The following is a 21,643-nucleotide window of genomic DNA, read 5'->3' as shown; positions in this document are numbered from 1 at the left end:
TGGACTAATTGAGTTTCACAGCCAGTAGTTTACGACTGCGGCGAAAGCGATGGCAGAGAAGATTGATTTGGCGCATCGGTCGTACCTGGTTGTCACACGCCTCGGGTCCTTGAGCCTACCGAACATGATCTCGCTACGGTTGCGCCGTTTTTAGCGGCGCTTGTCGTATCTGACTGGACTTGCGTTGCGTCCGGGCAGGAATGTAGGCGCGCATCACTATGTTTTCCAACGCTGCGCGAAACCTGAGCTACCCCCCGAAATTCGGACACTGACATAAGCTACGATTTGCAGTCTGCTGATCTTCGACGAGAAGGAGATCAGAGATGTCGAAACGGAAGCAGCACGCGCCTGAGTTCAAGGCCAAGGTCGCGCTGGAAGCCCTGAAAGGCGAGGAGACGGCCGCCGAGCTGGCAAGCCGGTTCGGGGTGCATCCAACGATGATTTTTCAATGGAAGCGAGCCCTGCTTGAAGGCGCGTCCGGCGTGTTCGAGCGCGGGGGCCGCAAGAAACCCGAGATTGACGAGGAGCAGGTGAAGGAGCTCCATGCCAAGATCGGGGAGCTGGCGGTGGCCAACTCTTCTTTGGAACGAAAGCTGAAGCCCTGGGGCGGGAAGTGAGGCGCAGCATGATCGCGTCTGACCACCGGATCTGTCGATCGGCCAGCAGTGCAAGCTGCTGTCGATCGCGCGTTCGTCTTTCTACTACACCCCAAGGGCGAGACTGAACAGAACCTCGCCCTGATGCGGCGGATCGACGAGCAGTTCCTGGAGACGCCGTTCTTCGGTGTTCGGCAGATGACCTGGCACCTGCGCAACGACGGCCACCTGGTGAACGAGAAGCGCATCCGGCGACTGATGCGCCTGATGGGGCTCATGCCGATTTACCAGAAGCCCCACACGAGCAGGCAGGCGAAGGGGCATAAGACCTATCCCTACCTGCTACGAGGTCTGTGGGTGGATCGCCCGAACCAGGTCTGGTGCTCGGACATCACCTACCTGCCGATGCGGCGTGGGTTCCTCTACCTCGTGGCGATCATGGACTGGCACACCCGCAAGGTTCTGTCCTGGCGGATATCGAACTCTCTGGAGGCCGACTTCTGCGTCGAAGCGCTGACCGAGGCCATCCAAAAGTTCGGGCCGCCCGAGATCATGAATACCGACCAAGGATCTCAGTTCACATCCTTCGTCTGGACCGATCGGCTGCGCCGATCCGGCGTGCGCATCTCGATGGATGGAAAAGGCCGGTTCCTCGACAACATCTTCATCGAGAGGCTGTGGCGCACCCTGAAATACGAGTGCGTTTACCTGCATGCCTGGGAGACCGGTTCGGAAACAAAGGCGGCCATCCGGAAATGGATGACCTTTTACAACCACCAGCGCCCGCACTCAGCCCTCTGCGGCAAGCCACCGGCGCTGGTCTATTGGCAGAGAAATGATATCAACTAACCCGATCAGCAGGTGCAACGAGTAGCTTAAAATACGCCAGATCCTGTCCAATGAGTGGGGAGTAGCTCAGTTGCTGAAGGTAGATGGTACGCACACATCTTTGCCTCGGCCTATTCGTCAAGCTGTATCCAAAAAAATATTTTCCGGAACTCCCATGCAAAGCTGCGAGTAGTCAAAGCAAGCAGCGGCAAGGAGGACGCCACTATGCACGCAATCATCTACTTGGTGGGCCTATTCGTGATCATCGTCGCGCTGTTGAACTTCGTAGCGTGATCACTCTCACGAAAGGAGAGACACCATGAGCATCGAGAATGAAACAACCGGAACCCGAGACAGCAGACATACTGCAAAGGATGCTGTCAAGGGTCTGGCCGAGGAAGGCAAGCAGGCAGCGCGAAGCGCCTCCGACCGGGTTGCCGAGGAAGTTTCCCGCAAGGCCGATGACACCAAGTCCGGCGTTGCGGACGAGATTTCAGACGTAGGCCACGCCTTGCGGACTGCGGCGAACGAGCTGCGCGAAGGATCCCCACAGGAACGGTCTTTTGGCAAGATGGCATCAACGCTCGCGGACCTGTCCGACACCGTCCGCGACAAGGATGTCAGTGAAATGGTCGATGACATTTCCGATTATGCCCGGAAAAACCCGCTCGGATTTCTGGCCGGTGCTGCCCTTCTGGGCTTTGCCGGCACACGGCTGGCCAAGGCATCGCGGCGCAGTTCTGAAGAGTCTGTCGATCTGCGCGCGCTTTGGGATACCGACGAGCATGACGACGAATTGGGTCGCCACATAACGGGCGGTACGCGCCCTGTCGCACCACGGTCTCAGGGTGTGACGTCCGAACTCTCGGCTCCGGCCATTGCAAGAAACAATTCCACACATGGGGGGGAAACGTCATGAGTGTTTCAGATCATTCGCGGACGGAAAGCACGGGGTCGCTTCTTAGCGACGCGATGACCCATGTTTCGTCCCTGGTCCGAGGCGAAGTCGATCTGGCTCGTGCCGAAATCGATCAGAACCTTCGCCGCGCCGGAACCGCAATTGGCCTCCTTGTGGCGGCCGTCGTGATTTCACTGACGGCGCTCAACGTCTTGGCCGCTGCCGTTGTCTCAGGTCTCGCCGAAGCGGGCATTCCTGCCGGCTGGGCCGCGCTTATCGTGGGTGCAGGCCTTGGTATCGTAGCAGCCATCATGGCCAGCAAAGGAACGAAAGACCTCAGCCTGTCGAGCCTTGCGCCGACAAGGACTGCAAAGAACCTCAAGCGCGATGCACATGCTGTTACAGGAGACCGGAACGATGTCTGACCACAGATCACCGGACGAAATCGAACGCGATATCGAACGCGAAAGAGCAGAACTCCGTGACACTGTCGGAGCGCTTCAGAACCGGTTTTCGCCGGACCACATCATGCGCGAAATCGGGCGCGGACTCACCGACCACGGCAGTGACATCGGAAATGCAATCACCTCTTCGGTAAAGCGCAATCCCGTCGCATTGGCGCTGACCGGAATAGGGCTTGCGTGGCTGATGAGCGGCAAGTCCTGGGATGACACGCCTGGCGTTGAAACCGCCCGGAAGGCACTCCCCAGCCCAAGACGAACCGACCCGGTCGCCACATCGGGTGTAAGCGGCTATACGACACGCCGCGAACCGGGAGGCGCAAGCCGCGATATTCATGCTGAACCCATGCCGCGTGACATCCACCCTGCACATGGAGCAGGGCTGCGCCGCGAGAGCGACATTGAACGGATGGAGCAGGACACTTGGCTGTACGCCGACGATGACGACTACTGGGATGATTATCTCGAAGCCGATTACGTCGAAGCCGACGACGCCAATTCCAAGCGCTCGGTTGGAGAACGTGCTTCCGACTTTGGCCGATCCGTCGGCGACGGGGCGCACAATGCAGCCTCTTCGGTCAAGTCCGGGGCCAGGTCGGCGGCGGATAGCATTTCGGCGAAAGGTCGAAGCGCGGCCGACTCGGTCCGTAGTGGTTCGGCATCGGTGCGTGACAGCGCCGAAGCGGCCCGCGACGCAACTGCGGAACGCGCGCGTCGCATTCGCGACAGGCTGGCACGCGGAACCGAGCAATTGACCGAAGAAGCCAAAGAACGCGTAATCTCTGCTCGCTGGGCGGCCGTTCGAGCTCGTCGCTCAGCCGCCCGACAGGCGCGCAAGGGGGCTGACAAAGCGTCCGAGTTCTATAGTGAGAACCCGCTCGTCGTCGGGGGGCTTGCTTTGGCAGCCGGTGCCCTGCTTGCAGGTGCATTGCCTCGCACGAAGCAGGAAAATGCGTACTTCGGTGCGAGTTCCGACAGTGCTTACGACAAGGCCGAGCGGATCTTCGAGTCTGAACGGCGCAAGGCGGAGAAGGTCGTCGATCGGGCCGCTCAAGCAGCGCAAGAAGTGCTGGAAGAAGAGCGCGCCAAGATCGACAACTCGGCTCCGGGGCAAAAGTCAGCCGCCGAGCACGTTGTCGACGAAGTGAAGTCTGGTGCGAAGCGCGTTCAGGACGCTGCGATGTCTGAAGCAGACTCGCAGAAATTGGGCAAGCCGAACGGCTGATGGACAGCAATGACACAGGAGAGATGGCGCGCACACCCCGCGCCATCCCGATAGGCGGTTGGAAGGCGATCGCCCTGCGGGTCTGGACCGAAGTCGGCGGCGATCATATCAGTCTGATTGCCGCCGGCGTCGCGTTCTACGGTTTACTTGCGCTTTTCCCCGCGATCACCGCGCTTATGGCACTGGCCGGGCTGGTATTCGATGCCTCGCAGGTGACCGACCAGATCGGCCTTGTCGCCTCTATCGTGCCCGAAGCAGCCGCCGAGATCATTATTGGTCAGGCGGCAGCAATTACCGGAAGTGAAGACGGTGGCTTGGGTTTAACCGCCCTTATCGGCTTTGCGACGGCAATATGGGCGGCATCGAAAGGCGTTGGCAGCCTTATCGAAGGAATAAACGTTGCCTATGATGAAGCCGAGACCCGCGGATTCATCCGGCTTACGGCAACACGTCTTGGGCTGACGATTTTCTTAGTTGTGGGAATGGTCACCGGGCTTGGGGCGACGATCGTGCTGCCCTCGATCCTTCAACTGCTCTCGTTTGGCGTGACGACTGAACTTTTGATCGGCGCCACGCGCTGGGTTGCGCTGTTCGCAATGACAGCCTTCGGCATTTGCGTCTTGTATCGCGTGGCGCCCGACCGACGCGCCGCGCAATGGAGCTGGCTGGTGCCTGGGGCAGTCTTGGCGACAATCCTTTGGGTCGCCGCCTCAATGGGGTTCGCGGTCTACGTTCAGAATTTCGGAAGTTATCAGGAAACCTTCGGAGCCATGGCGGGCGTGATCATACTGCTGATGTGGTTGTGGATTTCCGCTTACGTGATCCTGCTGGGCGCCGAGTTGAACGCCGAAGCCGAGGCACAGACCCGCGTCGACTCGACGGTGGGAAAGAGCATGCCGCTTGGAGAAAGAGGCGCCGTCAAAGCGGATCAATTCTTGGAAAAATGAGCCATATGCAATACCGTGGCAAAGTCGTTCTGAGCGATCGTCTGGTCTTTCAACGCTTCCCGGAACAGCACCGCATCATAGCCATCATAGCCATCATAGCCATCATAGCCATCATAGCCATCATAGCCATGATCGCCACGGTCGCAGGTCAGTCAATCGGCTTTTGGCATGCGAACAGGCGTGCAAATTTGACTACGTAGAGGGGTGATCGGTTTCCAAAAATGCCCCCCTTACTCCGATTTGGTGATGCCCCCGAGTTCATCAAGTAGCACAGTGCGGGATGTTGGTCGTGGAGACGATAGCGAAGACCCGGCGGGCATATTTTCAGGACAAGAAGTCGATCAAGCTGATCTGCCGGTAGCTGCGAGTGTCGCGGAACACGGTGCGCAAGGTGATCCGGGGCGGTGCGACGGAGCTCACCCTGGACTTGCCCGGAAAAAGTGGAGAGCACCAACTGAGGAACCAGGAGGTGTTCTATGGGAAACGGAAACAGACCGACGCCGGAGTTTCGGCGTGAAGCAGTCAGACTGGCGCTGACAAGCGGTCGGACACGGCGCGAGATCGCTGAAGATCTGGGCATTTTGGCTGACCCGCTCCCCATAGAGTCCACGGTTATGAGTTAGCTCTGTTCAGGGTTTGGTCCTCTACTGACCGTTGGTGATACTCCTACGGGGTGAGCCCGTCGAGGCTCTTGTGGGGGCGGTGATGGTTGTAGTCATCGCGCCATGCCGAGATCAGCTCTCTGGCATGGCGCAGATTGGCGAACAGGTGCTCGTTGAGGCACTCGTCGCGAAGGCGCCCATTGATGGGGAAGACGGCCCTGCTCCTGAGATGGAACCGTATACTGGTCCTATGAACCGCCCCGGGTTTACCGGAGAGTTTCTGATTCAATGATTAGGCTGCTTTTTCGGCAGTGCTCAAGCATGTGTGGTATGCCTCCTCTGCTTCGTTGGGCGTGATGTATCCGATGGCGCTGTGCAGGCGGGTGTTGTCGTACGAGTCGACCCATTTGAGGGTTTCCCATTCGACCTGGGCAGCGGACTTCCAAGGACCGAGGAACTTGATGACCTCGGTCTTGAACAGGCCGATGATGCTTTCGGCGAGGGCGTTGTCGTATGAATCCCCGACACTGCCGACAGACGTATCAATCCCGGCTTCTGCGAGCCGCTCGGTGTATCGGATCGACAGGTATTGGCTGCCGCGGTCGCTATGATGGATCAGCTTGTCAGCCTCGGACGGCGCCCGCTGACAGATGGCCTGGTTCAGGGCATCGAGGACGAAACCGGTCGTCATCGAGGTCGAGACGCGCCAGCCGACGATCTTGCGGGCGAAGACGTCGATGATGAAGGCCACGTAGACCATCCCTTGCCAGCTTGAGACATAGGTGAAGTCGCTGACCCAGAGCTGGTTCGGCATGGCGGCAACGAAGGCACGGTTCACCTTGTCGTCCGGGCAAGGTTGTGCCGCATCGGGATTGGTCGTGATGACCTTCTTGCCCCGGACAACGCCCTGTAATCCCATCACTTTCATCAGCCGTTCCACCGTGCAACGGGCGACATCGTGTCCCTCGCGGCGCAGCTGGTGCCAGACCTTGCGAGCGCCGTATCGCCCCCGACTGCCATCGAAGGCCAGCTGGATCGCGGCCATGTCCAGTTGATCCTGTCTGGCCCGGCCCGATGCCAGCTCCGGATCGCGCTCCACCGCCTTGAAGACATAATACGTCGATGATGCGATCCCCAGAACCCGGCAGATCGGCCCGACACCAAAGACGCTACGATGATCGTCGATGAACGCGATCATTTGCGGAACGGGCGGTCGAGCTCCGCCGCCGCGAAATATGCGCTGGCCTTCTTGAGGATCTCGTTGGCTTGTCGCAACTCGCGGACCTCGCGCTCAAGATCCTTGATCCGGTCCTTCTCCGCGCTCGTCAAACCGCCGCGCTGACCTGCATCTCGCTCCGCCTGTTGGCACCAAACGCGAAGACTGTCAGGCGAACACCCCAGCTTCGGGGCAATCGCTCGGTAGGCCGCGCTATCGCTCCGGTAATCGGCGCGGTTCTCTTGAAACAAACGAACACCGCGTTCGCGAAGTTCAGCCGGATAGGCTGGGGTGAATCTCTTCTGTGTCATAAGGCTCATCCTTTGAGTGTTTTACTCTCCGGTAAACCCGGGGCGGTTCACAGAGCCCGATCGCATTCGAGCGAAAGGCCCGCGAAGTGAGCTAAACGCTCTCCACGAAACCCGGGCAAGTCCACCTCAGTTGATGCTCTCCACTTTTTCAGGGCAAGTCCACAGGGCCTCGACTGCCAGGCCGCGTTGCAGGCGATCAATCGTGGCCCAAACGAGAACAATAATCATGAGGTCTTCTACTGATTGCTTGCATATCGTGAAAAAGCATCCATATACCATCCATTCAGATGGAGAAGTGACATGAACAACATCAGGCAGTTTCGTGACAAGACATCGGAAAGCGAAAAAATAACTATAAATCTCGGCTATGTGGACCTAGGCCGCATTGATCTTCTGGTTCAGGAAGGGTTCTACTCCAATCGCAGCGATTTCATTCGTACCGCGATCCGCAATCAACTCGGCACGCATGCCGATGTCGTGACCAAGTCTGTCGAGCGGCACACGATGGAGCTCGGCCTGCGAGATTACACGCGGGCCGATCTCGAAGCCCTCCGCGACTCAGGCGAAGTGCTGCATGTGAAGGTCGTGGGGCTAGCCCGCATCGATCCGGACGTGACACCGGAACTCGCCCTGCAGTCCATTGGCTCGATTACCGTTCTGGGCGCCCTGCAAGCCTCGAAAGAGGTCAAGGCGGCGCTCTCCGACCGCATCCATTAACGTAGACACTCTCACCCAAGGACAAGACCCATGTTTGATTTCAACGCCGGCGCATGGCGCCCGGTGACCCATGACGCGCGCGCAAAAAGGCTGACCGACGCGCACGAACTGGTGCAGCGCACCCTTGCGCAGCACGGGCTTGGCCCATCTGCCTCGCCATCGTCGTTGCCCGATCCGCAGGGGCTGATGAACCTGTTGCAACGGATGCGTGCACCACGGGGCGACGCGACCGCGGCAGGGCCCGGAACAAGCCGCGTCGAACTGCCCGACGGCGCGCAGTTCCTCTCCGATACGTATCAGGGCAAGAGCGGTACCCGCGCTTACCGCACTTACGTGCCTGCCTCCGCCGCGGGCGGAACGACCGCCCTCGTGATGATGCTGCATGGCTGCACGCAGACACCCGAGGATTTCGCCATCGGGACCGGCATGAACGCCCTTGCCGAGCGTCATGGCTTCATTGTGCTTTACCCCGAGCAATCACGCGGCGCAAACGCGCAGACCTGCTGGAACTGGTTCAGCCCGAACGATCAGCTCCGCGATCGGGGCGAGCCGGAGATCCTTGCCGGCATGGCGCGGGACGCGATGACGCGTTACGGAGTTTCGCCAGAGCGCTGCTTCGTGGCCGGGCTTTCGGCAGGCGCGGCCATGGCGGTCATCCTCGGGGCGACCTACCCGGATGTGTTCGCCGCGGCGGGCGCGCATTCGGGCCTTCCCTACGGGTCGGCGAAGGACGTCGCCTCTGCTTTCGCCGCCATGGCGGGTCAGAGGTTGGGCCAGCAGGACGCGCCGGCGCAGGCGGGCGTTCGGACCATCGTCTTTCACGGAACGGCCGACGGGACCGTGGATGCCTCCAACGGCGACACCATCGCGCGGGATGCCGAACGGGGCGCACCGTCGCCCAGCCTGCAGACCACCCGGACGGGCGAGGAAAATGGCCGGACCTACACCGCTACGATGACGACCGGGCCCGACGGACGCGACTACTTGGAGCACTGGGTGATCGACGGACTCGGGCATGCTTGGTCGGGCGGCGGGCCCGGAGGCTCGTACACCGATCCGCGCGGCCCCGATGCCAGCGCGGAAATGATCCGCTTCTTCCTGGAACCCAAGGACCTGCAGACATGACCATGACACTCACGTTCGACGCCGTAAGCGAGAGGACGCCGGGCGAAAAATGGCGCGGCCGCTGGCTGCGCTCCTGGCCCGCCTATGAGGCTTGGTTCATCGCGCGCGGCGGCGATGACGGGCCAGACAGAGCGGCCTGCAAAGCCGCGCTTGCGCGGTACATGCCGGAACTGCTGCCGGTCCATGACCGGCTTGTCGCCCTCGCAGGCGGCGGCGACCGCGCGGCGCGGTTCCTGTCCACCTGGTGTCCGCCGCGATACCTCGGCGGCTGCTCGCTCGCCGCAATGTCGGACGGCACGGATGTGCGCCTGCTTCGCAACTACGATTTGTCTCCGGAACTGAACGAGGGCCTGCTCCTGCGCAGCGAATGGACCGGCCGGCCGGTCATGGGAATGGTCGAGTTCCTCTGGGGTCTGTCCGACGGCATCAACGATGCTGGGTTGAGCGTTGCGCTAGCCTATGGCGGTCGGTCGGACACGGGCGAGGGTTTCGGCGTCACCACCATCCTGCGCTACGTACTGGAAGTCTGTGACACCGTGGACGAGGCACTTGCGGTTCTGGACCGGGTGCCGTCGCATATGGCATACAACATCGTGCTGGCCGACGCCTCGGGCGCGACGACCAGTGTCGAACTGTCCCCGGGCGGAGGAGCAACCCGGATGCCCCGCGCCATCGCCACGAATCATCAAAGCTGTGGCGCCATTCCGGATCGGGGCCCCTTCACCCGCACCTACGAAAGGTACAAACACCTCAGCGCGCTGACCCTCGGCGTGCGCGATCTGCACACCACCTTCAGCGGTCCTCCGCTGTTGCAGGACCGCTATTCCGAGGGGTTCGGCACGCTGTTCACCGCCGAGTACGATCCGCTGGAGAGGTCGCTTAGGCTGATCTGGCCGGACAAGGACTGGTATCAGACACTTGCGCAATTCGATGAAGGTCAGACGGTCATCGACTACGCCTTGTCAGATCGTAGCAACGCAGGCTCTGGTTGGACCAAAGGAACCGATTGGTTGCGGTCGGCAGAGGTGGATTGGGGCCACGTGGGACGGGACTATGCCAAAGGCGCCGGGCGACCGATTGAAACATACCTGGCGGAACTACGTCGGCTCTGAGGTCCCGGCGTGAGGCCGCTGGTCGGGCCGGGGCCTTTGTGTCCCGCCCTTCGCGCAGCGCCGCAGCAAGAGCTGAACTGTCCAGCGACGGCGGAAGACTGGGAGCGCATCTTCCGGATTTTTTCGTAAGGGACACGCCGCACCTACATTGGTAGGCGATAAACCCTAGGAATCTCCGATCGCCGGAGCCATAGCGCGAAACGAACCCGCAAATGCATCGCGATATCTGGGCCGAGCCATCCGACGATGGAGCAGATATCACCGCCGAAGCCGCGTTGAGGCCAAAATAAATTGCATCAAATTTTTCGGCCAATCCCTGATGGCCAGGTGCCATCGTTGCGGCCCGACTTGTCCAAGACGGGGATGTGTGGCGCGATCTTACGCTCGACTATCCAACCCAGTATCGGGCCGGTGCCATAGGCGGTATCCGTGATCAGGCGTTCGGGATGCAAATCGAATTTGGCCTTCACCGGGTTTAGCATGGTGCGTGCCGAGCCGACCTCCGCGTGCCGGATCGACCGCGTCGCCTCGACATCCACGATGACGCCGTGATCCGTGTCGATCACTTAGTTGTCTGAATGGCTGAAGAATGCCGAACCCTTGCGCGCTTCCGTCCACTGCCTGGCCGGGTCGGAATGCGAGGTGAACTTGGGCTGGACCTCGCTGGCGGTACCGAAGGCGGCCTCGTCCAGCGTGTCCAGGTACTCCCTGACAGCCCGAGGCACCTCTGCGGGATCGATGCTGTGGGGCTCCCAGTCCGCCTTCGGCGTCGAGTTCTGCCGGTTCGCGTCGACCTGGATGATACTGGCATCCGCGGCGAGGCGCTGGCCGCTGGCCAGGCCTTCCGCGAGACAACGTGCCACCATCGTCTCGAACAGATGGCGCAACAGGTCGCTGTCGCGGAAACGGCCATGACGGTTCTTCGAGAAGGTCGAGTAATCCGGCACGGGAAACGTCAGGTCGAGGCGGCAGAACCAGCGGTAGGCGAGGTTGAGATGAACCTCCTCGCAAAGACGGCGCTCGGATCGGATGCCCATGATGTAACCCACCAGCAGCATGCGGATCATCAGTTCCGGATCGACCGACGGCCGTCCTGACGAACTGTAGAACGCTGCCAAGTGTTGCCGGATCCCAGTCAGGTCGACGAACCGATCAACCGATCGAAGCATGTGGTCCGGCGGGACATGTGCGTCGATCGAGAACTCGTATAACAGAGCGCCTTGCGCTTCCTGCCGGGACCCCATCATCGCCGTTCACCTCAAGCTGCCGCAGCTGAATTGAATCAGCGGTCAGCCCTTCAAGCAAGCCGAGTTTTTCAACGGAATAGGCCGGTAGTGGCGTGTTGCTCCGCAGGTTGGTCAGGTGACTTGCCTCAACGCTTCATGACCGGTTCGACCCCTACACGACCTCCAATAGCGCGGCCGCCATCTAGTTTCAGGGAGGGCGGCGATAGGTTGCTTGATTTGGCTTTCGGCTTAATCGGCGACAGCCGCCCTGTAGCCTCGCGCGTTGGTCGCCCAGGAAATCACCGCAAGCGCAAGAGCGATTAGCGAGAGTAGCGCCCCCGCCCAGTTCGGAGAGGCAAGGCCAAGCCCAGCCGCGATGGTGGCCCCACCCACCCAAGCACCGATGGCATTGCCAAGGTTGAACATGCCGATATTGACGGACGCAGCCATCGTCGGCGCACCAGCACTGCTGGCGCGGTCCATGACGAGCTTCTGGATGGGCGATACTGTCGCAAAGCCGAAAGCTGCCATCAGGAACACGGACGCGGCGGCGACGATGGCATTGTCCACTTCAAGCCAGAAGGCCAGCAGAACGGCGGCCTGATCTTGTACGCGCGGCGACGCCCTCGGCTTATCGACCGGCCCAATTGCTGACCTTGACCAGCTTGACGATGCTTCATGATGCCATGTTTGAGAGTCTCGCGGAATCAGGACTGCATCGAAGGACTGTTCCAGCAGCGGCAGCCAACGGCCGCTACCTGCGGACGCCTTAAATATGGTACCGATTTCGAATAGCTGGTTGCGGCTGGTCTGCCGATTGACAGCACGGGTGCCCGGGCCTACCTCTTGCGGTCTTCAAGGAGGCAACCATGCCCAAATCGAAGTCTCGCAGTTTCGCCGTGATCGGCCTTGGCACCTTCGGCACAACCGTTGCGTCTGAATTGGCCCGGTTTGGTAATCACGTGCTTGGGGTCGACCTGCAGGAACGTAACGTCTCGAACGTCGCAGACACGATCGCCGAAGCGGTAATCGCCGATGGTCGCGATGAGCAGGCTCTGCGCGAGGTCGGAGCCGGCAGCTACGATGTGGCGGTCGTTGCCATCGGCGAAGAACTTGACGCCAACATTCTGTGTACCATGAACGTCAAGATGCTTGGCGTGCCCACCGTCTGGGTGAAGGCGATGAACCGCACCCACCATCGGATTTTATCCAAGCTTGGGGCCGACCGCGTGATCCTGCCAGAGCAGGAGATCGGGCGCCATATCGCCCAGATGCTACACAACCCGCTGGTCCGCGATTACGTGAGCCTTGGCAACGGCTTCCACGTGGTGGACTTTCGCGTACCGGAAAGTCTCGACGGGACCCCCATGGACAAGATTGGCCTGTCCGAAACGTTCGATCTCCGGGCCCTAGGGCTTATGCGTGGCAGCGATTTTGTGGAGTGTCAGGCCGGTGCAACCGAACTCAGGGCCGACGACAAGTTGCTGCTTCTCGGACGCAGGGAAAACCTGCGTCGCTTCGCGGACGGGCTCTGATCGCTGATGCGGCCCGCATGGTCCAAGGGGGTATGGCGCATGCGACTGCCACCACCTGCGATCCTCGCTGGTCTTTATGCAGTGTTGATCATCCTGGGTGGCATTCTGCTGATGCTGCCGGCAGCGACGGCGATGCCAATCACCTGGTCGGATGCGATGTTCACCGCGGCATCCGCCGTGACTGTAACCGGGCTCGTGATTTCAGACACCGGCAGCCAGTTCACCCATTTCGGGCAGGGGGTCATCATGGTGCTGATCCAGCTGGGCGGGCTGGGCTTGATGACCTTTGCCGTGCTGTTGTTGTCGATGCTGGGACTTCCGGTCACGATATCGCAGCGCATCTTTCTGCGCGAGGACTTGAACCAGACCTCGATCAGCGACTTGCTGGTCCTGGTTCGTGGGATCCTAAAAACCGTTCTGGCCTGCGAACTGTTGGGCGTCGCGCTGCTGTCCGGTGTCTTCGTGCCGGAATTTGGCTGGGGCGAGGGTCTGTGGCAGGCGCTTTTTCACACGGTCTCGGCATTCAACAATGCGGGCTTCGCGCTCTTCCCGGACAGTTTGTCTCGCTATGTGGGCAACCCCATCGTCAACCTGACGATCCCGGCACTGTTCATCTTCGGCGGCCTGGGGTTCATCGTGGTGACCGAGGCTTATGGCAAGCGCAGTTGGCGGGCCTTCTCGCTGCACACAAAGCTCATGTTGGTCGGCACGCTGGCCCTGATCGTCTGGTCGGTGCTGACCTTCGCTGTGCTGGAATGGTCTAACCCGGCCACGCTCGGGGGGCTTGCCAGTACCGGTGACAGGCTGTGGGCGAGCTGGTTCCAGGGCGTGACGACCCGTACCGCAGGCTTCAACACCGTCGATATTGGCAGCATCCATGACAACACCTCATTGATGTTCATGTCCCTCATGGTGATCGGCGGAGGCAGCACTTCGACGGCCGGCGGCATCAAGGTGACCACCTTCATCGTTCTGTTGCTTGCGACAGTCGCCTTCTTCCGTCGCAGTCAGCAGCTGCATGTTTTCGGGCGGAGTATCGGCGCCGAAGAGGTCATGAAGGTTCTGGCGCTGACTATGGTCAGCCTGATGACGGTTCTGGTCGCGATCTTCCTCGTGACCCTGTCTCACGACGGGGATTTCCTCGATTTTGCTTTCGAGGTCACCTCGGCCTTCGGTACCGTCGGATTGTCACGTGGGACCACCGGAGATCTGGACGGCTTCGGTCGCGCGGTAATCATCGCCGTAATGTTTTTGGGCCGGGTCGGCCCCCTGACCCTGGGCTTTTTCCTGGCAACACGATCCAAGCCCCGGGTGGGGTACGCTCCGAGCAAGGTTTATCTTGGATAGGTGGCTTGCAGAGATGGCCTATGCTTTCGCAGCGCGAGCCGACCCTAGGATGCGACTGCGATCATAAACCGCCTCGCGAAAGACGAGAGTGACGCCGAGCGATAGCTTCCGGCACCGAGTTCGTCAGCTGGCCGCACCTTCAGGCCGAGATCGGGACGCAAGCCTGGTTCTGTGACCCCTCTTCACCCTGGCAGAAAGGCACAGCGGAAAACACCAACCGGCGCGTCCGCCGGTGGCTGCCGCGCAAGCGCGACATCAACAAGATGACGGACCACGAGCTGAAGAAGCTCTGCGACCAGCTCAACAACACGCCCCGGAAATGCCTCGGCTGGAAGACCCTGGCCGAGGTCTTCCGCGACAAAATGATGGAGGAGATCGGTCGCCGCCCCTACCCCCGCAGGCAATAGGAGTCGCGTTTCAGGTATCGCTCACAGATCGCGGAACGCGCCGAGTTCGGCCATTGGGAGTGCGATCTGATGATGTTTCGTAAGTACCACGGGAAGGTGAATGTGACATCGCTCGTCGAACGCGTGAGCAGATTTGCGGTAGTCATGCGCAATGAGGATCGTCAGTCCAAGCCGATCATGGAAGTGCTGATCCAAGAGCTCGCTCCCCTGCCGGCCGACGCGCGCCAGTCGATCACCTTTGATCGAGGGGCAGAGTTTTCGGCCTGGAAGCATCTCAAGGCAGGGATTGGCGCAGATGCGTGGTTCTGTGATCCATAAGCGCCGTACCAGAAAGGTACCGTAGAAAACACGAACAACAGGCTGCGAAAGTATCTGCCCCGCCCAACCGATCCGATGGCGCAGGCAAATCGATCTTTGAGGTCGATTTGTCAGGGCCTCAATTCCACGCCCCGCAAGTGCCTTGGATGGAAGACACCAGCTGAGATCTTTGAAACCAAGCTGATGGAAATCCAGAACCGATTGGAATAGAAAACTATATCAGAAATTGCGCTTCAGCGTGAGTCCTCAAAGACTATGCTTAGTTGAGATACTGGGGCCCGATGGCACCGGGAAGGTTCTGATAACAGACAGGCCGCAGGAACCGACGGATCGACAAAGTGCCGACCGATGTGGCGCCAAAGTTTGTCGAGGCCGGATACGGCCCGCCATGCACCATCGCATCCGCCACTTCAACACCGGTCGGAAAGCCGTTGACAAGAATCCGCCCCGCTTTGCGCTCGAGGATCGGAAGCAACTGGCGCGCAGCGTCAGTATCGCCGTCGTCCATATGCAGCGTCGCGGTAAGCTGCCCTTCAAACCCGCGGGCAAGGGCCGACATCTGATCGGGTCCGTCGACGCGGACGACCAGCCCGAGGGGGCCAAAGACCTCCTCTCCCAGACCGTGATCCTGCAGATAGGTTGCGGCATCCGTCTCGTACAGGTTCGGCATCGCATTGCGACCTTGGCTGTCGGTGGTCAGGACAGGGCGGACGGCATTGCGTCCGTCCATGCGGGTCTTGCCGTTCCGATACGCTTCCACAATGCCGTCGGTCAACATGCACTGCGCGGCTGTCCCCTTGAGGGACTCGGCAGCCGCCGCGACCAGCGCATCACCATCGGGGCCCGAAGCAACAACTGCGATACCGGGATTGGTACAGAATTGCCCCGCCCCCATGGTGAGCGACCCGGCCCAGCCTTCGCCGATTGCCACGGCACGGGCAGCGGCGGCCTGCGGCAGGATGAACATCGGATTGACCGAGCCCAGTTCACCAAAGAACGGGATGGGTTCGGGCCGGGCAGCACACAGATCGAACAGCGCGCGCCCTGCCCCAAGCGAACCGGTGAACCCGACCGCACGGATCAGCGGGTGCTGCACCAAAGCCTGGGCATAGTCGACCTGATCGCCCTGGATCAGCGCAAAGACACCGGGATGCAGATCGCACCGCCGGATCGCGCCTTGGATCGCCTGCGCGACGATTTCGCCGGTTCCGGGATGGGCCGGGTGACCCTTGACCACCACCGGGCACCCGGCCGCCAGCGCGGCGGCCGTATCACCCCCGGCGGTCGAAAAGGCGAGCGGGAAGTTCGACGCGCCAAAGACCGCCACGGGGCCAATGGGACGCTGCACCATCTTCAGGTCCGGGCGCGGCAAAGGCTGACGATCCGGCAACGCGGGGTCGTGCCGGACATCCAGATAGGCACCGTCGCGAATATGCGACGCGAATAGACGAAGCTGACCGGTGGTGCGCCCACGCTCGCCTTCCAGTCGGGCCACGGGCAGGCCAGTTTCGGCCGTCCCGATGGCGGTGATGTCCGGGCCGCGCGCCTCGATCTCGTCGGCGATGGCATCCAGGAATGCGGCACGGGTATCACGGGAGGAATAGCCGTAGGTCCAGAAGGCGTCCTCGGCCGCCTGAACGGCGCGGTCCACTTCGGCCGGGGTGCCGCGCGATACGGCATGGCCATCGCCGGTGACCCGAGAGGACGCGAACGTGTCGGCACCGGACACCCAGTCCCCCGCGATCAGGTGTTTGCCATGGGGTGTGAAGGTCATCGGTCAGTCCTTGTAGATCGGTTCGCTGGTGAACTTGCCGCCCTGATAGACGCTTTCGGGTGCATGCTTTGGCGGGCATGGGGCGGCGGCCTCGATCTCTTGCCGGTAGACCTCGGAATTGTCCTTGGGCCGCCAGCCGATCAGCTTTGCGGTTTCTTGGTTCCACCAACCTTCGTCATTGTCGGACACGCCCCAGATGATCGGACAGCCCAGCATCGGCACCCGGAAGACGCATTCGACAAGGCTGACAAAATCATCCGGCGACATCCAGGTGGCCAGCATCCGCCGGTCGCGCGGTTTTTCAAAGCAGGATCCGATACGGATCAACGCCGTCTCTTGCCCGAACTTGGAATGATAAAGCGATGCCATGGCTTCGCCGAAACACTTGGACACTCCATAAAGACCGTCCGGTTTTTGCGGAGCGGTGGTGTCGATGACTTCGTCCTGTCGATAATAGCCGATGGCGTGGTTGGACGAGGCAAAGAAGATCCGCGGCATCCCGTGGGCGCGCGCAGCCTCGTATAGGTTATAGACCCCGGTGATGTTGCCACGCTGGATCTGATCCCAAGGCCGTTCGACGGACACTCCGCCCAGATGCAGGATGCCGTCGCAGTCGCGAACCAGCTCATGCACCGCCGCCTCGTCCCCCAGATCGCAGGTCACGATTTCCTCGTTCGGGCCAGCGGGGCCAAGATCGGCAATGTCCGAAAGGCGCAGCACGTCGGTCAGATGGCCCAGACGGGCACGGGCCAATTGGCCAAGGTTCCCGGCGGCGCCGGTGATGAGCAGTCGTTTCAAACCGTCAGCTCCTTATTTCAATAGGTTGGGAAGGGTCATCGAGAAAGCGGGCACATAAGTTACCAGCATCAGCGCGACGAGAATTGCGCAGTAAAACGGCCAGATCGTGCGCACCGCCTGATCTATTCGGATCCCGCCTACGACACAGCCGACAAACAGGCATGCGCCGACCGGAGGTGTGCACAGGCCAAGACCAAGGTTCATCATCATGATGACACCGAACTGGGCCGGGTCCATCCCAAGGCCAACGACCACGGGCAGGAAGATCGGCGTGCAGATCAGGATCAGCGCCGCCATGTCCATCACCATCCCAAGCACCAGAAGCGTCAGGTTCAGCAGAAGCAGGATCACGATCGGGTTAGACGAGATCGAGGTGACAAAGGACGCCAGATTGTCCGGCACCCGGTACAGCGCCAGCAGATAGGCAAAGGACGATGCCGTAGCCACAAGGATCATGACCAGCGCCGTTGTGCGGACCGCCGACCGGACCGCCAACTTGAACCCCGGCCACGTCAGTTCTCGATAGACAAGAGTTGTCACCAAAATCGCCCAAATCGCGCCGAAGGCCCCGGATTCCGTCACGGTCATGACACCGGACAGCACGCCGCCGACGATGATGACGGCTGTCATCAGGCCAGGGATTGCGGCGGCAAAGCTTATGAGCAGGGCGTGCCAGCCAGGAAACTCTTCGGAGGGATAGCCGCGGCGCACGGCGATGTACCAGGCGACGATCCCAAGACACAGGCACATCAGGATACCTGGCACGATGCCCGCCAAAAACAGCTGCGACACCGAGACACCGCCGGCCGCCACCGCATAAAGGATCATGTTGTGCGACGGGGGAATAACCACCCCCGCGACCGAGGAGGTTACCGTCACGTTCACCGCATAGTCGGCGTCATAGCCCTTTTCCTTCATGACCGGCATGAGAATAGACCCAAGCGCCGAGGTATCGGCCACGGCCGAACCTGAAATCCCGCCAAACAGCATCGAGGACGCAACGTTCACGACCCCTAGCCCCCCGCGCGATTTCCCCACGGCCGAGGCCGCAAGCCGTACCAGCCGGCCCGCGATACCGCCCTGCATCATCAGCTCTCCGGCGAAGATAAAGAACGGGATGGCCAGAAGGGAAAAGACGGAAATCCCCGACATGATCCGCTGAAAGCCGATGAACAGCGGCAGGCCTTCGTAGAGAAACCCGCCGACGGTGGCGAGGCCAAGCGCGAAGGCGACGGGCATGCCCGAAATAAGGCCAAGGGCAAAGATGCCGAAAAGGATGGACAGGCCCATTCAGTGCTCCGTCGGGTCTTGACCACGCAGCAGCATGGCGAGTTGATAAAGGGAATAAAACACACTCAGAACACCGCAGATCGCCATCGGAACGGCCCGCCAGCCCTCGGCAATCGCAAGCATTGGAATGCGGCGGCGCCAGGTCTTTTCCGCCAGCTCAACCCCGTACCAAGCCAGATAAGAGGCAAAGATCAGCACGCCGATGACGGCCAGCCAACGCAGCGGGATGCGGAATATCGGCGGCATCATCTCGCGGACAAAGTCGATCGACAGATGCGCCCGGTTCCAGACACCGGCGGCTCCGCCCAGAAAGGTGATCCAGACAACCAGCAGAAGCGAGGCCTGCTCCACCCATGTCGGGGTGTCGTTCAGCATGTAGCGCCCGAAGACAAGCCAGCCGAAAATGGCGATCAGCGTGACCAGCTGAATGCCTGCGATGGTGATGCAGATCCGGGCCGTCAGGTCGAGAACCCGGAAGAGCGGGCCGCGAGGCGCAGAAGATGTTTCAGAAATCATCCGGGTCTCCGAACAACGATACCCCGGCCATGCTAGCAGGCCGGGGCATCTTGGCTTGGATCAGTTGCTGGACTGGATGTCCTCGATCAGGCTTTCCAGATCCGGGTTCGCTTTGATGAAGCCTTCGTAGACCGGGCCCATGGCATCCTGGAACGCCGCCGGATCCTTGACCTCGTTAATCATCGCGCCGGCCGCTTCGACCTTTTCGCGGCTTTTCATTTCGCGGTCGGCCCACAGCGCGCGCTGCTCTTTCGCGGCGTTTACAGCGGCTTCTTTCACGATGGCCTTGTCTTCGTCCGACAGACCGTCCCACGCGGCGGTGGACACGCACAGGCATTCGGGAATGATGAGGTGGTTGGTGATCGAGTAGTATTTCGCCACCTCGAAGTGGTTCGAGCTGTCGTAGGACGGATAATTGTTTTCCGCGCCGTCGATCACACCGGTCTTCAGCGACTGATAAACCTCGCCATAGGCCATCGGCGTCGCATTGCCGCCCAGCATGTCGACCATCTGGACGTAAAGGTCGTTGTTCATGACGCGGAACTTCATGCCCTTGACGTCGTCGGGTGTCTCGATCGCCTGCTTGGTGTTGTAGAATGACCGTGAGCCGCTGTCGAACCACGACAGGGCGACAAGCCCCTCTTCGGACAGCGCGTCCGAGAACCGCTGGCCGATCTCGCCGTCCATGACGACATGCATCTGATCGACGTCGCGGAAGATGAACGGCAGCGACAACACGTTTGTCGCGGGCACGATCTGGCCCATTGGGCCCATGTTGAAGTTCGCGAAATCCAGCCCGCCGTTGCGGACCTGTTCAATCGCGTCGGGCTGATCGCCCAGAACCGCGTTGTGGTAGACCTGCGGCTCGATCCGGCCCTCGGTCTTTTCTGCCACTTCCTTGGCAAAGCTCTCAAGTGCGATCGAGTTCGGATAATCCTCGGGGTGAATATTCCAGCCGCGCCAGCCCTCGGCCAGTGTGGGAACAGCGGTCAGGGCCGCAATGGCGCCGCTCATGGCGATCCGGGTCAAAGTCATTTTCGTCCTCCCATTTGGTCAGGCGGTATGTCCGCCGATACCGGTGGTATGGAGAATCATCATACAAGTTGTCAACACATATGATGCATGTCGTCATCATTTGACAAATTGGTCGCGATTCAGCTTATGGTCACACACGGAAGGATACTGGCATGGCTGAGACTACACAGAAACAAACTTCTCCTCGCGGCAGGCGCAATCTGGTGTCTGAAGTCACCGTGGGGCTGCGTGAGCGAATCGAGAATGGCGAATTCGACGTGGGCGACCGCCTGCCTTCCGAAGCACAACTGACCGAGGCGTATTCCGTGTCGCGCACCGTTGTCCGCGAGGCGATCGCCGCACTGCGGGCGGACGGCCTGGTCGAACCCCGCCAGGGCGCCGGCGTCTTCGTGCTAGAACCTTCGGCCGGCATCCAACGCCCTTTTCAGATCGTCGATGTGGACAAAATTTCCTCAATAATCGAGATGCTTGAGCTGCGGACCGCCGTTGAGATGGAGGCCGCCGCCCTGGCGGCCAACCGCAGATCTCCGGCGCAGGAAGAACAAATCTACGAAGCCGAGGCCGAAATTCGCGCCCTTGCCCGGAGGGGGGAAGCCACGACCGAGGCCGACTTCCGTCTGCACCGCGCGATTGCTGTGGCCGCAAACAACCCGCGCTTTGCCGAGTTCCTGGATCTCATGGGGCCATCGGTGATTCCGCGCTCGGCGCTGAAGGCCAGCGGCGGGCAGCGCAGCCCCGACAGTTACATCAACCTGATCTCGAACGAACACCGCGCCATTGCTGATGCGATTGCCGCGGGGGATGCGGATGCCGCACGCGAAGCAATGCGCCACCACCTGAAGGGAAGCCAGCAGAGATACCGGAACATGCTGCGCAATCCCTGAAATATATCATACAAGTTATTGACACTTGTCTGTCCTCTCGGGTAGCTCTGGTTCCGAACGGAACACCGGAGAACACAATGGACCCGCAAACCCTCAAGACTTCCCTGGGCTCAGGCCTTCTGTCCTTCCCCGTCACCCCCTTTGGCGTGAATGGTGCTTTCAACCGCCCGGTCTATGAAGATCATGTCGGTTGGCTGGCGGGTTATCCTGCAGCGACGCTTTTCGCCGCCGGCGGCACCGGCGAATTCTTTTCGCTGAAGCCTTCGGAAATCCCCGAAATCGTGCAGGCGGCCAAATCCAGCGCGGGCGATGTGCCGATCGTTTCGGGATGCGGATACGGCACCGAAATCGCGGTCGATATCGCCCAGGCGGCGGAAAAGGCCGGGGCCGACGGCATCCTGCTGATCCCGCACTACCTGATCGACGCGCCCCAGGACGGGCTTTACGCCCATGTCAAAAAGGTCTGCAAGTCCAT

At 60.8% G+C, this 21,643-nt stretch carries 18 protein-coding genes, 9 pseudogenes and 1 other annotated feature; of the genes and pseudogenes, 17 read left to right on the top strand and 10 right to left on the bottom strand.

All coding sequences use genetic code 11. The annotated features are described in order from the left end of the window. Positions 1 to 15 precede the first annotated feature (15 nt). Positions 16 to 241, bottom strand: a pseudogene (locus FGK64_RS21375) (transposase); the annotation flags it as partial. Between the two features lie 82 nt (positions 242 to 323). Between FGK64_RS21375 and FGK64_RS21370 the strand changes: the two are divergent. The 7 genes and pseudogenes from FGK64_RS21370 to FGK64_RS22860 all read left to right on the top strand — a co-directional run. Next, positions 324 to 1,445, top strand: a pseudogene (locus tag FGK64_RS21370) (IS3 family transposase). Between the two features lie 298 nt (positions 1,446 to 1,743). Next, positions 1,744 to 2,343 carry a hypothetical protein gene (locus FGK64_RS21365; RefSeq protein WP_210236613.1) on the top strand — a complete coding sequence of 200 codons (600 nt, stop codon included), beginning with the start codon at positions 1,744 to 1,746 and terminating at the stop codon, positions 2,341 to 2,343. Beyond that, positions 2,340 to 2,747 carry a phage holin family protein gene (locus FGK64_RS21360; RefSeq protein WP_138865898.1) on the top strand — a complete coding sequence of 136 codons (408 nt, stop codon included), beginning with the start codon at positions 2,340 to 2,342 and terminating at the stop codon, positions 2,745 to 2,747. Before FGK64_RS21365 ends, FGK64_RS21360 begins: the two co-directional genes overlap by 4 nt. Continuing rightward, entirely contained in the window at positions 2,740 to 4,008 is a 1,269-nt protein-coding gene (locus FGK64_RS21355) for a DUF3618 domain-containing protein (protein WP_171054183.1), read from the top strand. The genes FGK64_RS21360 and FGK64_RS21355 overlap by 8 nt, the downstream gene beginning before the upstream one ends. Then, complete coding sequence (locus FGK64_RS21350; RefSeq protein WP_246057882.1) at positions 4,008 to 4,955, top strand: YihY/virulence factor BrkB family protein; 948 nt, start codon at positions 4,008 to 4,010, stop codon at positions 4,953 to 4,955. The genes FGK64_RS21355 and FGK64_RS21350 overlap by 1 nt, the downstream gene beginning before the upstream one ends. 280 nt (positions 4,956 to 5,235) lie before the next feature. Further along, positions 5,236 to 5,382, top strand: a pseudogene (locus tag FGK64_RS21340) (IS21 family transposase); the annotation flags it as partial. Positions 5,383 to 5,431: 49 nt separating this feature from the next. Further along, positions 5,432 to 5,536 (top strand): annotated as a pseudogene (locus FGK64_RS22860) (transposase); the annotation flags it as partial. An 85-nt stretch (positions 5,537 to 5,621) separates the two neighbouring features. Here the strand turns inward: FGK64_RS22860 and FGK64_RS21335 are convergent. Next, positions 5,622 to 5,762: pseudogene (locus FGK64_RS21335) on the bottom strand (integrase core domain-containing protein); the annotation flags it as partial. An 87-nt stretch (positions 5,763 to 5,849) separates the two neighbouring features. Continuing rightward, positions 5,850 to 7,084 (bottom strand): IS3 family transposase gene (locus FGK64_RS21330; protein ID WP_425456652.1). Its coding sequence is split into 2 segments (ribosomal slippage): positions 5,850 to 6,784 and positions 6,784 to 7,084, totalling 1,236 coding nucleotides; the frame shifts between segments, so codons are not numbered across the junction. Next, positions 6,681 to 6,797: a sequence feature (AL1L pseudoknot), on the bottom strand. (Overlaps the previous gene by 117 nt.) Before the next feature lie 300 nt (positions 7,085 to 7,384). Between FGK64_RS21330 and FGK64_RS21325 the strand changes: the two genes are divergently transcribed. The 4 genes and pseudogenes from FGK64_RS21325 to FGK64_RS21310 all read left to right on the top strand — a co-directional run. After that, the gene (locus FGK64_RS21325; protein ID WP_138865893.1) at positions 7,385 to 7,801 is read left to right on the top strand and encodes a CopG family transcriptional regulator; all 417 of its coding nucleotides are present in this window, start codon (positions 7,385 to 7,387) and stop codon (positions 7,799 to 7,801) included. 30 nt (positions 7,802 to 7,831) lie between these two features. Next, positions 7,832 to 8,926: an extracellular catalytic domain type 1 short-chain-length polyhydroxyalkanoate depolymerase gene (locus tag FGK64_RS21320; RefSeq protein WP_138865892.1), complete on the top strand. Its 1,095-nt coding sequence runs from the start codon at positions 7,832 to 7,834 to the stop codon at positions 8,924 to 8,926. Beyond that, on the top strand, positions 8,923 to 10,038 hold the full coding sequence (locus FGK64_RS21315; protein WP_138865891.1) for a C45 family autoproteolytic acyltransferase/hydrolase: 1,116 nt from the start codon (positions 8,923 to 8,925) through the stop codon (positions 10,036 to 10,038). Before FGK64_RS21320 ends, FGK64_RS21315 begins: the two co-directional genes overlap by 4 nt. A 181-nt stretch (positions 10,039 to 10,219) precedes the next feature. Further along, positions 10,220 to 10,366 (top strand): annotated as a pseudogene (locus FGK64_RS21310) (IS5/IS1182 family transposase); the annotation flags it as partial. On the opposite strand, the pseudogene FGK64_RS21305 reads toward FGK64_RS21310, so the two are convergent. After that, positions 10,362 to 11,285 (bottom strand): annotated as a pseudogene (locus FGK64_RS21305) (transposase); the annotation flags it as partial. The pseudogenes FGK64_RS21310 and FGK64_RS21305 overlap by 5 nt on opposite strands. Positions 11,286 to 11,513: 228 nt before the next feature. Then, positions 11,514 to 11,747, bottom strand: a complete 234-nt coding sequence (locus tag FGK64_RS21300; protein ID WP_246057879.1) for a hypothetical protein — start codon at positions 11,745 to 11,747, stop codon at positions 11,514 to 11,516. A 386-nt stretch (positions 11,748 to 12,133) separates the two neighbouring features. Here FGK64_RS21300 and FGK64_RS21295 point away from each other — a divergent pair, with 386 nt between their 5' ends. The 4 genes and pseudogenes from FGK64_RS21295 to FGK64_RS21280 form a co-directional block, all read left to right on the top strand. After that, the gene (locus FGK64_RS21295; protein ID WP_138865890.1) at positions 12,134 to 12,799 is read left to right on the top strand and encodes a potassium channel family protein; all 666 of its coding nucleotides are present in this window, start codon (positions 12,134 to 12,136) and stop codon (positions 12,797 to 12,799) included. 39 nt (positions 12,800 to 12,838) lie between these two features. Beyond that, the gene (locus FGK64_RS21290; protein ID WP_138865889.1) at positions 12,839 to 14,146 is read left to right on the top strand and encodes a TrkH family potassium uptake protein; all 1,308 of its coding nucleotides are present in this window, start codon (positions 12,839 to 12,841) and stop codon (positions 14,144 to 14,146) included. A 107-nt stretch (positions 14,147 to 14,253) separates the two neighbouring features. Next, a pseudogene (locus FGK64_RS21285) lies at positions 14,254 to 14,553 on the top strand (IS30 family transposase); the annotation flags it as partial. Positions 14,554 to 14,580: 27 nt separating this feature from the next. Then, positions 14,581 to 15,081 (top strand): annotated as a pseudogene (locus tag FGK64_RS21280) (IS30 family transposase); the annotation flags it as partial. A gap of 49 nt (positions 15,082 to 15,130) precedes the next feature. Here FGK64_RS21280 and FGK64_RS21275 read toward each other — a convergent pair. From FGK64_RS21275 to FGK64_RS21255, 5 genes are read right to left on the bottom strand one after another with little or no spacing between them, the layout of a single operon-like run. Then, on the bottom strand, positions 15,131 to 16,645 hold the full coding sequence (locus tag FGK64_RS21275; protein ID WP_138865888.1) for an aldehyde dehydrogenase (NADP(+)): 1,515 nt from the start codon (positions 16,643 to 16,645) through the stop codon (positions 15,131 to 15,133). Positions 16,646 to 16,648: 3 nt separating this feature from the next. Next, a complete protein-coding gene (locus FGK64_RS21270; protein ID WP_138865887.1) occupies positions 16,649 to 17,443 on the bottom strand; it encodes an NAD-dependent epimerase/dehydratase family protein in 795 nt (264 codons plus the stop codon). Positions 17,444 to 17,455: 12 nt separating this feature from the next. Beyond that, positions 17,456 to 18,733: a TRAP transporter large permease gene (locus FGK64_RS21265; protein WP_138865886.1), complete on the bottom strand. Its 1,278-nt coding sequence runs from the start codon at positions 18,731 to 18,733 to the stop codon at positions 17,456 to 17,458. After that, positions 18,734 to 19,249 (bottom strand): TRAP transporter small permease, encoded by a 516-nt coding sequence (locus FGK64_RS21260; protein WP_138865885.1) that lies wholly within the window; start codon positions 19,247 to 19,249, stop codon positions 18,734 to 18,736. 60 nt (positions 19,250 to 19,309) lie between these two features. Further along, positions 19,310 to 20,284 carry a TRAP transporter substrate-binding protein gene (locus FGK64_RS21255; RefSeq protein WP_138865884.1) on the bottom strand — a complete coding sequence of 325 codons (975 nt, stop codon included), beginning with the start codon at positions 20,282 to 20,284 and terminating at the stop codon, positions 19,310 to 19,312. Between the two features lie 152 nt (positions 20,285 to 20,436). On the opposite strand from FGK64_RS21255, the gene FGK64_RS21250 reads away from it, so the two are divergent. Continuing rightward, the gene (locus FGK64_RS21250; protein ID WP_138865883.1) at positions 20,437 to 21,168 is read left to right on the top strand and encodes a FadR/GntR family transcriptional regulator; all 732 of its coding nucleotides are present in this window, start codon (positions 20,437 to 20,439) and stop codon (positions 21,166 to 21,168) included. Positions 21,169 to 21,245: 77 nt separating this feature from the next. Next, a partial coding sequence (locus FGK64_RS21245; protein WP_171054182.1) for a dihydrodipicolinate synthase family protein occupies positions 21,246 to 21,643 on the top strand: 398 nt, incomplete at its 3' end.

It is taken from the genome of Arenibacterium halophilum, from assembly GCF_005938225.1.
Taxonomy (GTDB): Bacteria; Pseudomonadota; Alphaproteobacteria; order Rhodobacterales; family Rhodobacteraceae; genus Arenibacterium; species Arenibacterium halophilum.
Note: the sequence above shows the minus strand (reverse complement) of the source record. Positions and strands in the feature narration are given on the sequence as shown.

Bases quoted from the DNA above. Each gene is read 5' to 3' on its own strand.
- FGK64_RS21360 (WP_138865898.1), top strand. From the start codon at position 2,340: ATGAGTGTTTCAGATCATTCGCGGACGGAAAGCACGGGGTCGCTTCTT.
- FGK64_RS21275 (WP_138865888.1), bottom strand. From the start codon at position 16,645: ATGACCTTCACACCCCATGGCAAACACCTGATCGCGGGGGACTGGGTG.
- FGK64_RS21250 (WP_138865883.1), top strand. From the start codon at position 20,437: ATGGCTGAGACTACACAGAAACAAACTTCTCCTCGCGGCAGGCGCAAT.
- FGK64_RS21265 (WP_138865886.1), bottom strand. From the start codon at position 18,733: ATGGGCCTGTCCATCCTTTTCGGCATCTTTGCCCTTGGCCTTATTTCG.
- FGK64_RS21295 (WP_138865890.1), top strand. From the start codon at position 12,134: ATGCCCAAATCGAAGTCTCGCAGTTTCGCCGTGATCGGCCTTGGCACC.
- FGK64_RS21290 (WP_138865889.1), top strand. From the start codon at position 12,839: ATGCGACTGCCACCACCTGCGATCCTCGCTGGTCTTTATGCAGTGTTG.
- FGK64_RS21325 (WP_138865893.1), top strand. From the start codon at position 7,385: ATGAACAACATCAGGCAGTTTCGTGACAAGACATCGGAAAGCGAAAAA.
- FGK64_RS21300 (WP_246057879.1), bottom strand. From the start codon at position 11,747: ATGGACCGCGCCAGCAGTGCTGGTGCGCCGACGATGGCTGCGTCCGTC.
- FGK64_RS21350 (WP_246057882.1), top strand. From the start codon at position 4,008: ATGGACAGCAATGACACAGGAGAGATGGCGCGCACACCCCGCGCCATC.
- FGK64_RS21365 (WP_210236613.1), top strand. From the start codon at position 1,744: ATGAGCATCGAGAATGAAACAACCGGAACCCGAGACAGCAGACATACT.
- FGK64_RS21355 (WP_171054183.1), top strand. From the start codon at position 2,740: ATGTCTGACCACAGATCACCGGACGAAATCGAACGCGATATCGAACGC.
- FGK64_RS21320 (WP_138865892.1), top strand. From the start codon at position 7,832: ATGTTTGATTTCAACGCCGGCGCATGGCGCCCGGTGACCCATGACGCG.
- FGK64_RS21315 (WP_138865891.1), top strand. From the start codon at position 8,923: ATGACCATGACACTCACGTTCGACGCCGTAAGCGAGAGGACGCCGGGC.
- FGK64_RS21255 (WP_138865884.1), bottom strand. From the start codon at position 20,284: ATGACTTTGACCCGGATCGCCATGAGCGGCGCCATTGCGGCCCTGACC.
- FGK64_RS21260 (WP_138865885.1), bottom strand. From the start codon at position 19,249: ATGATTTCTGAAACATCTTCTGCGCCTCGCGGCCCGCTCTTCCGGGTT.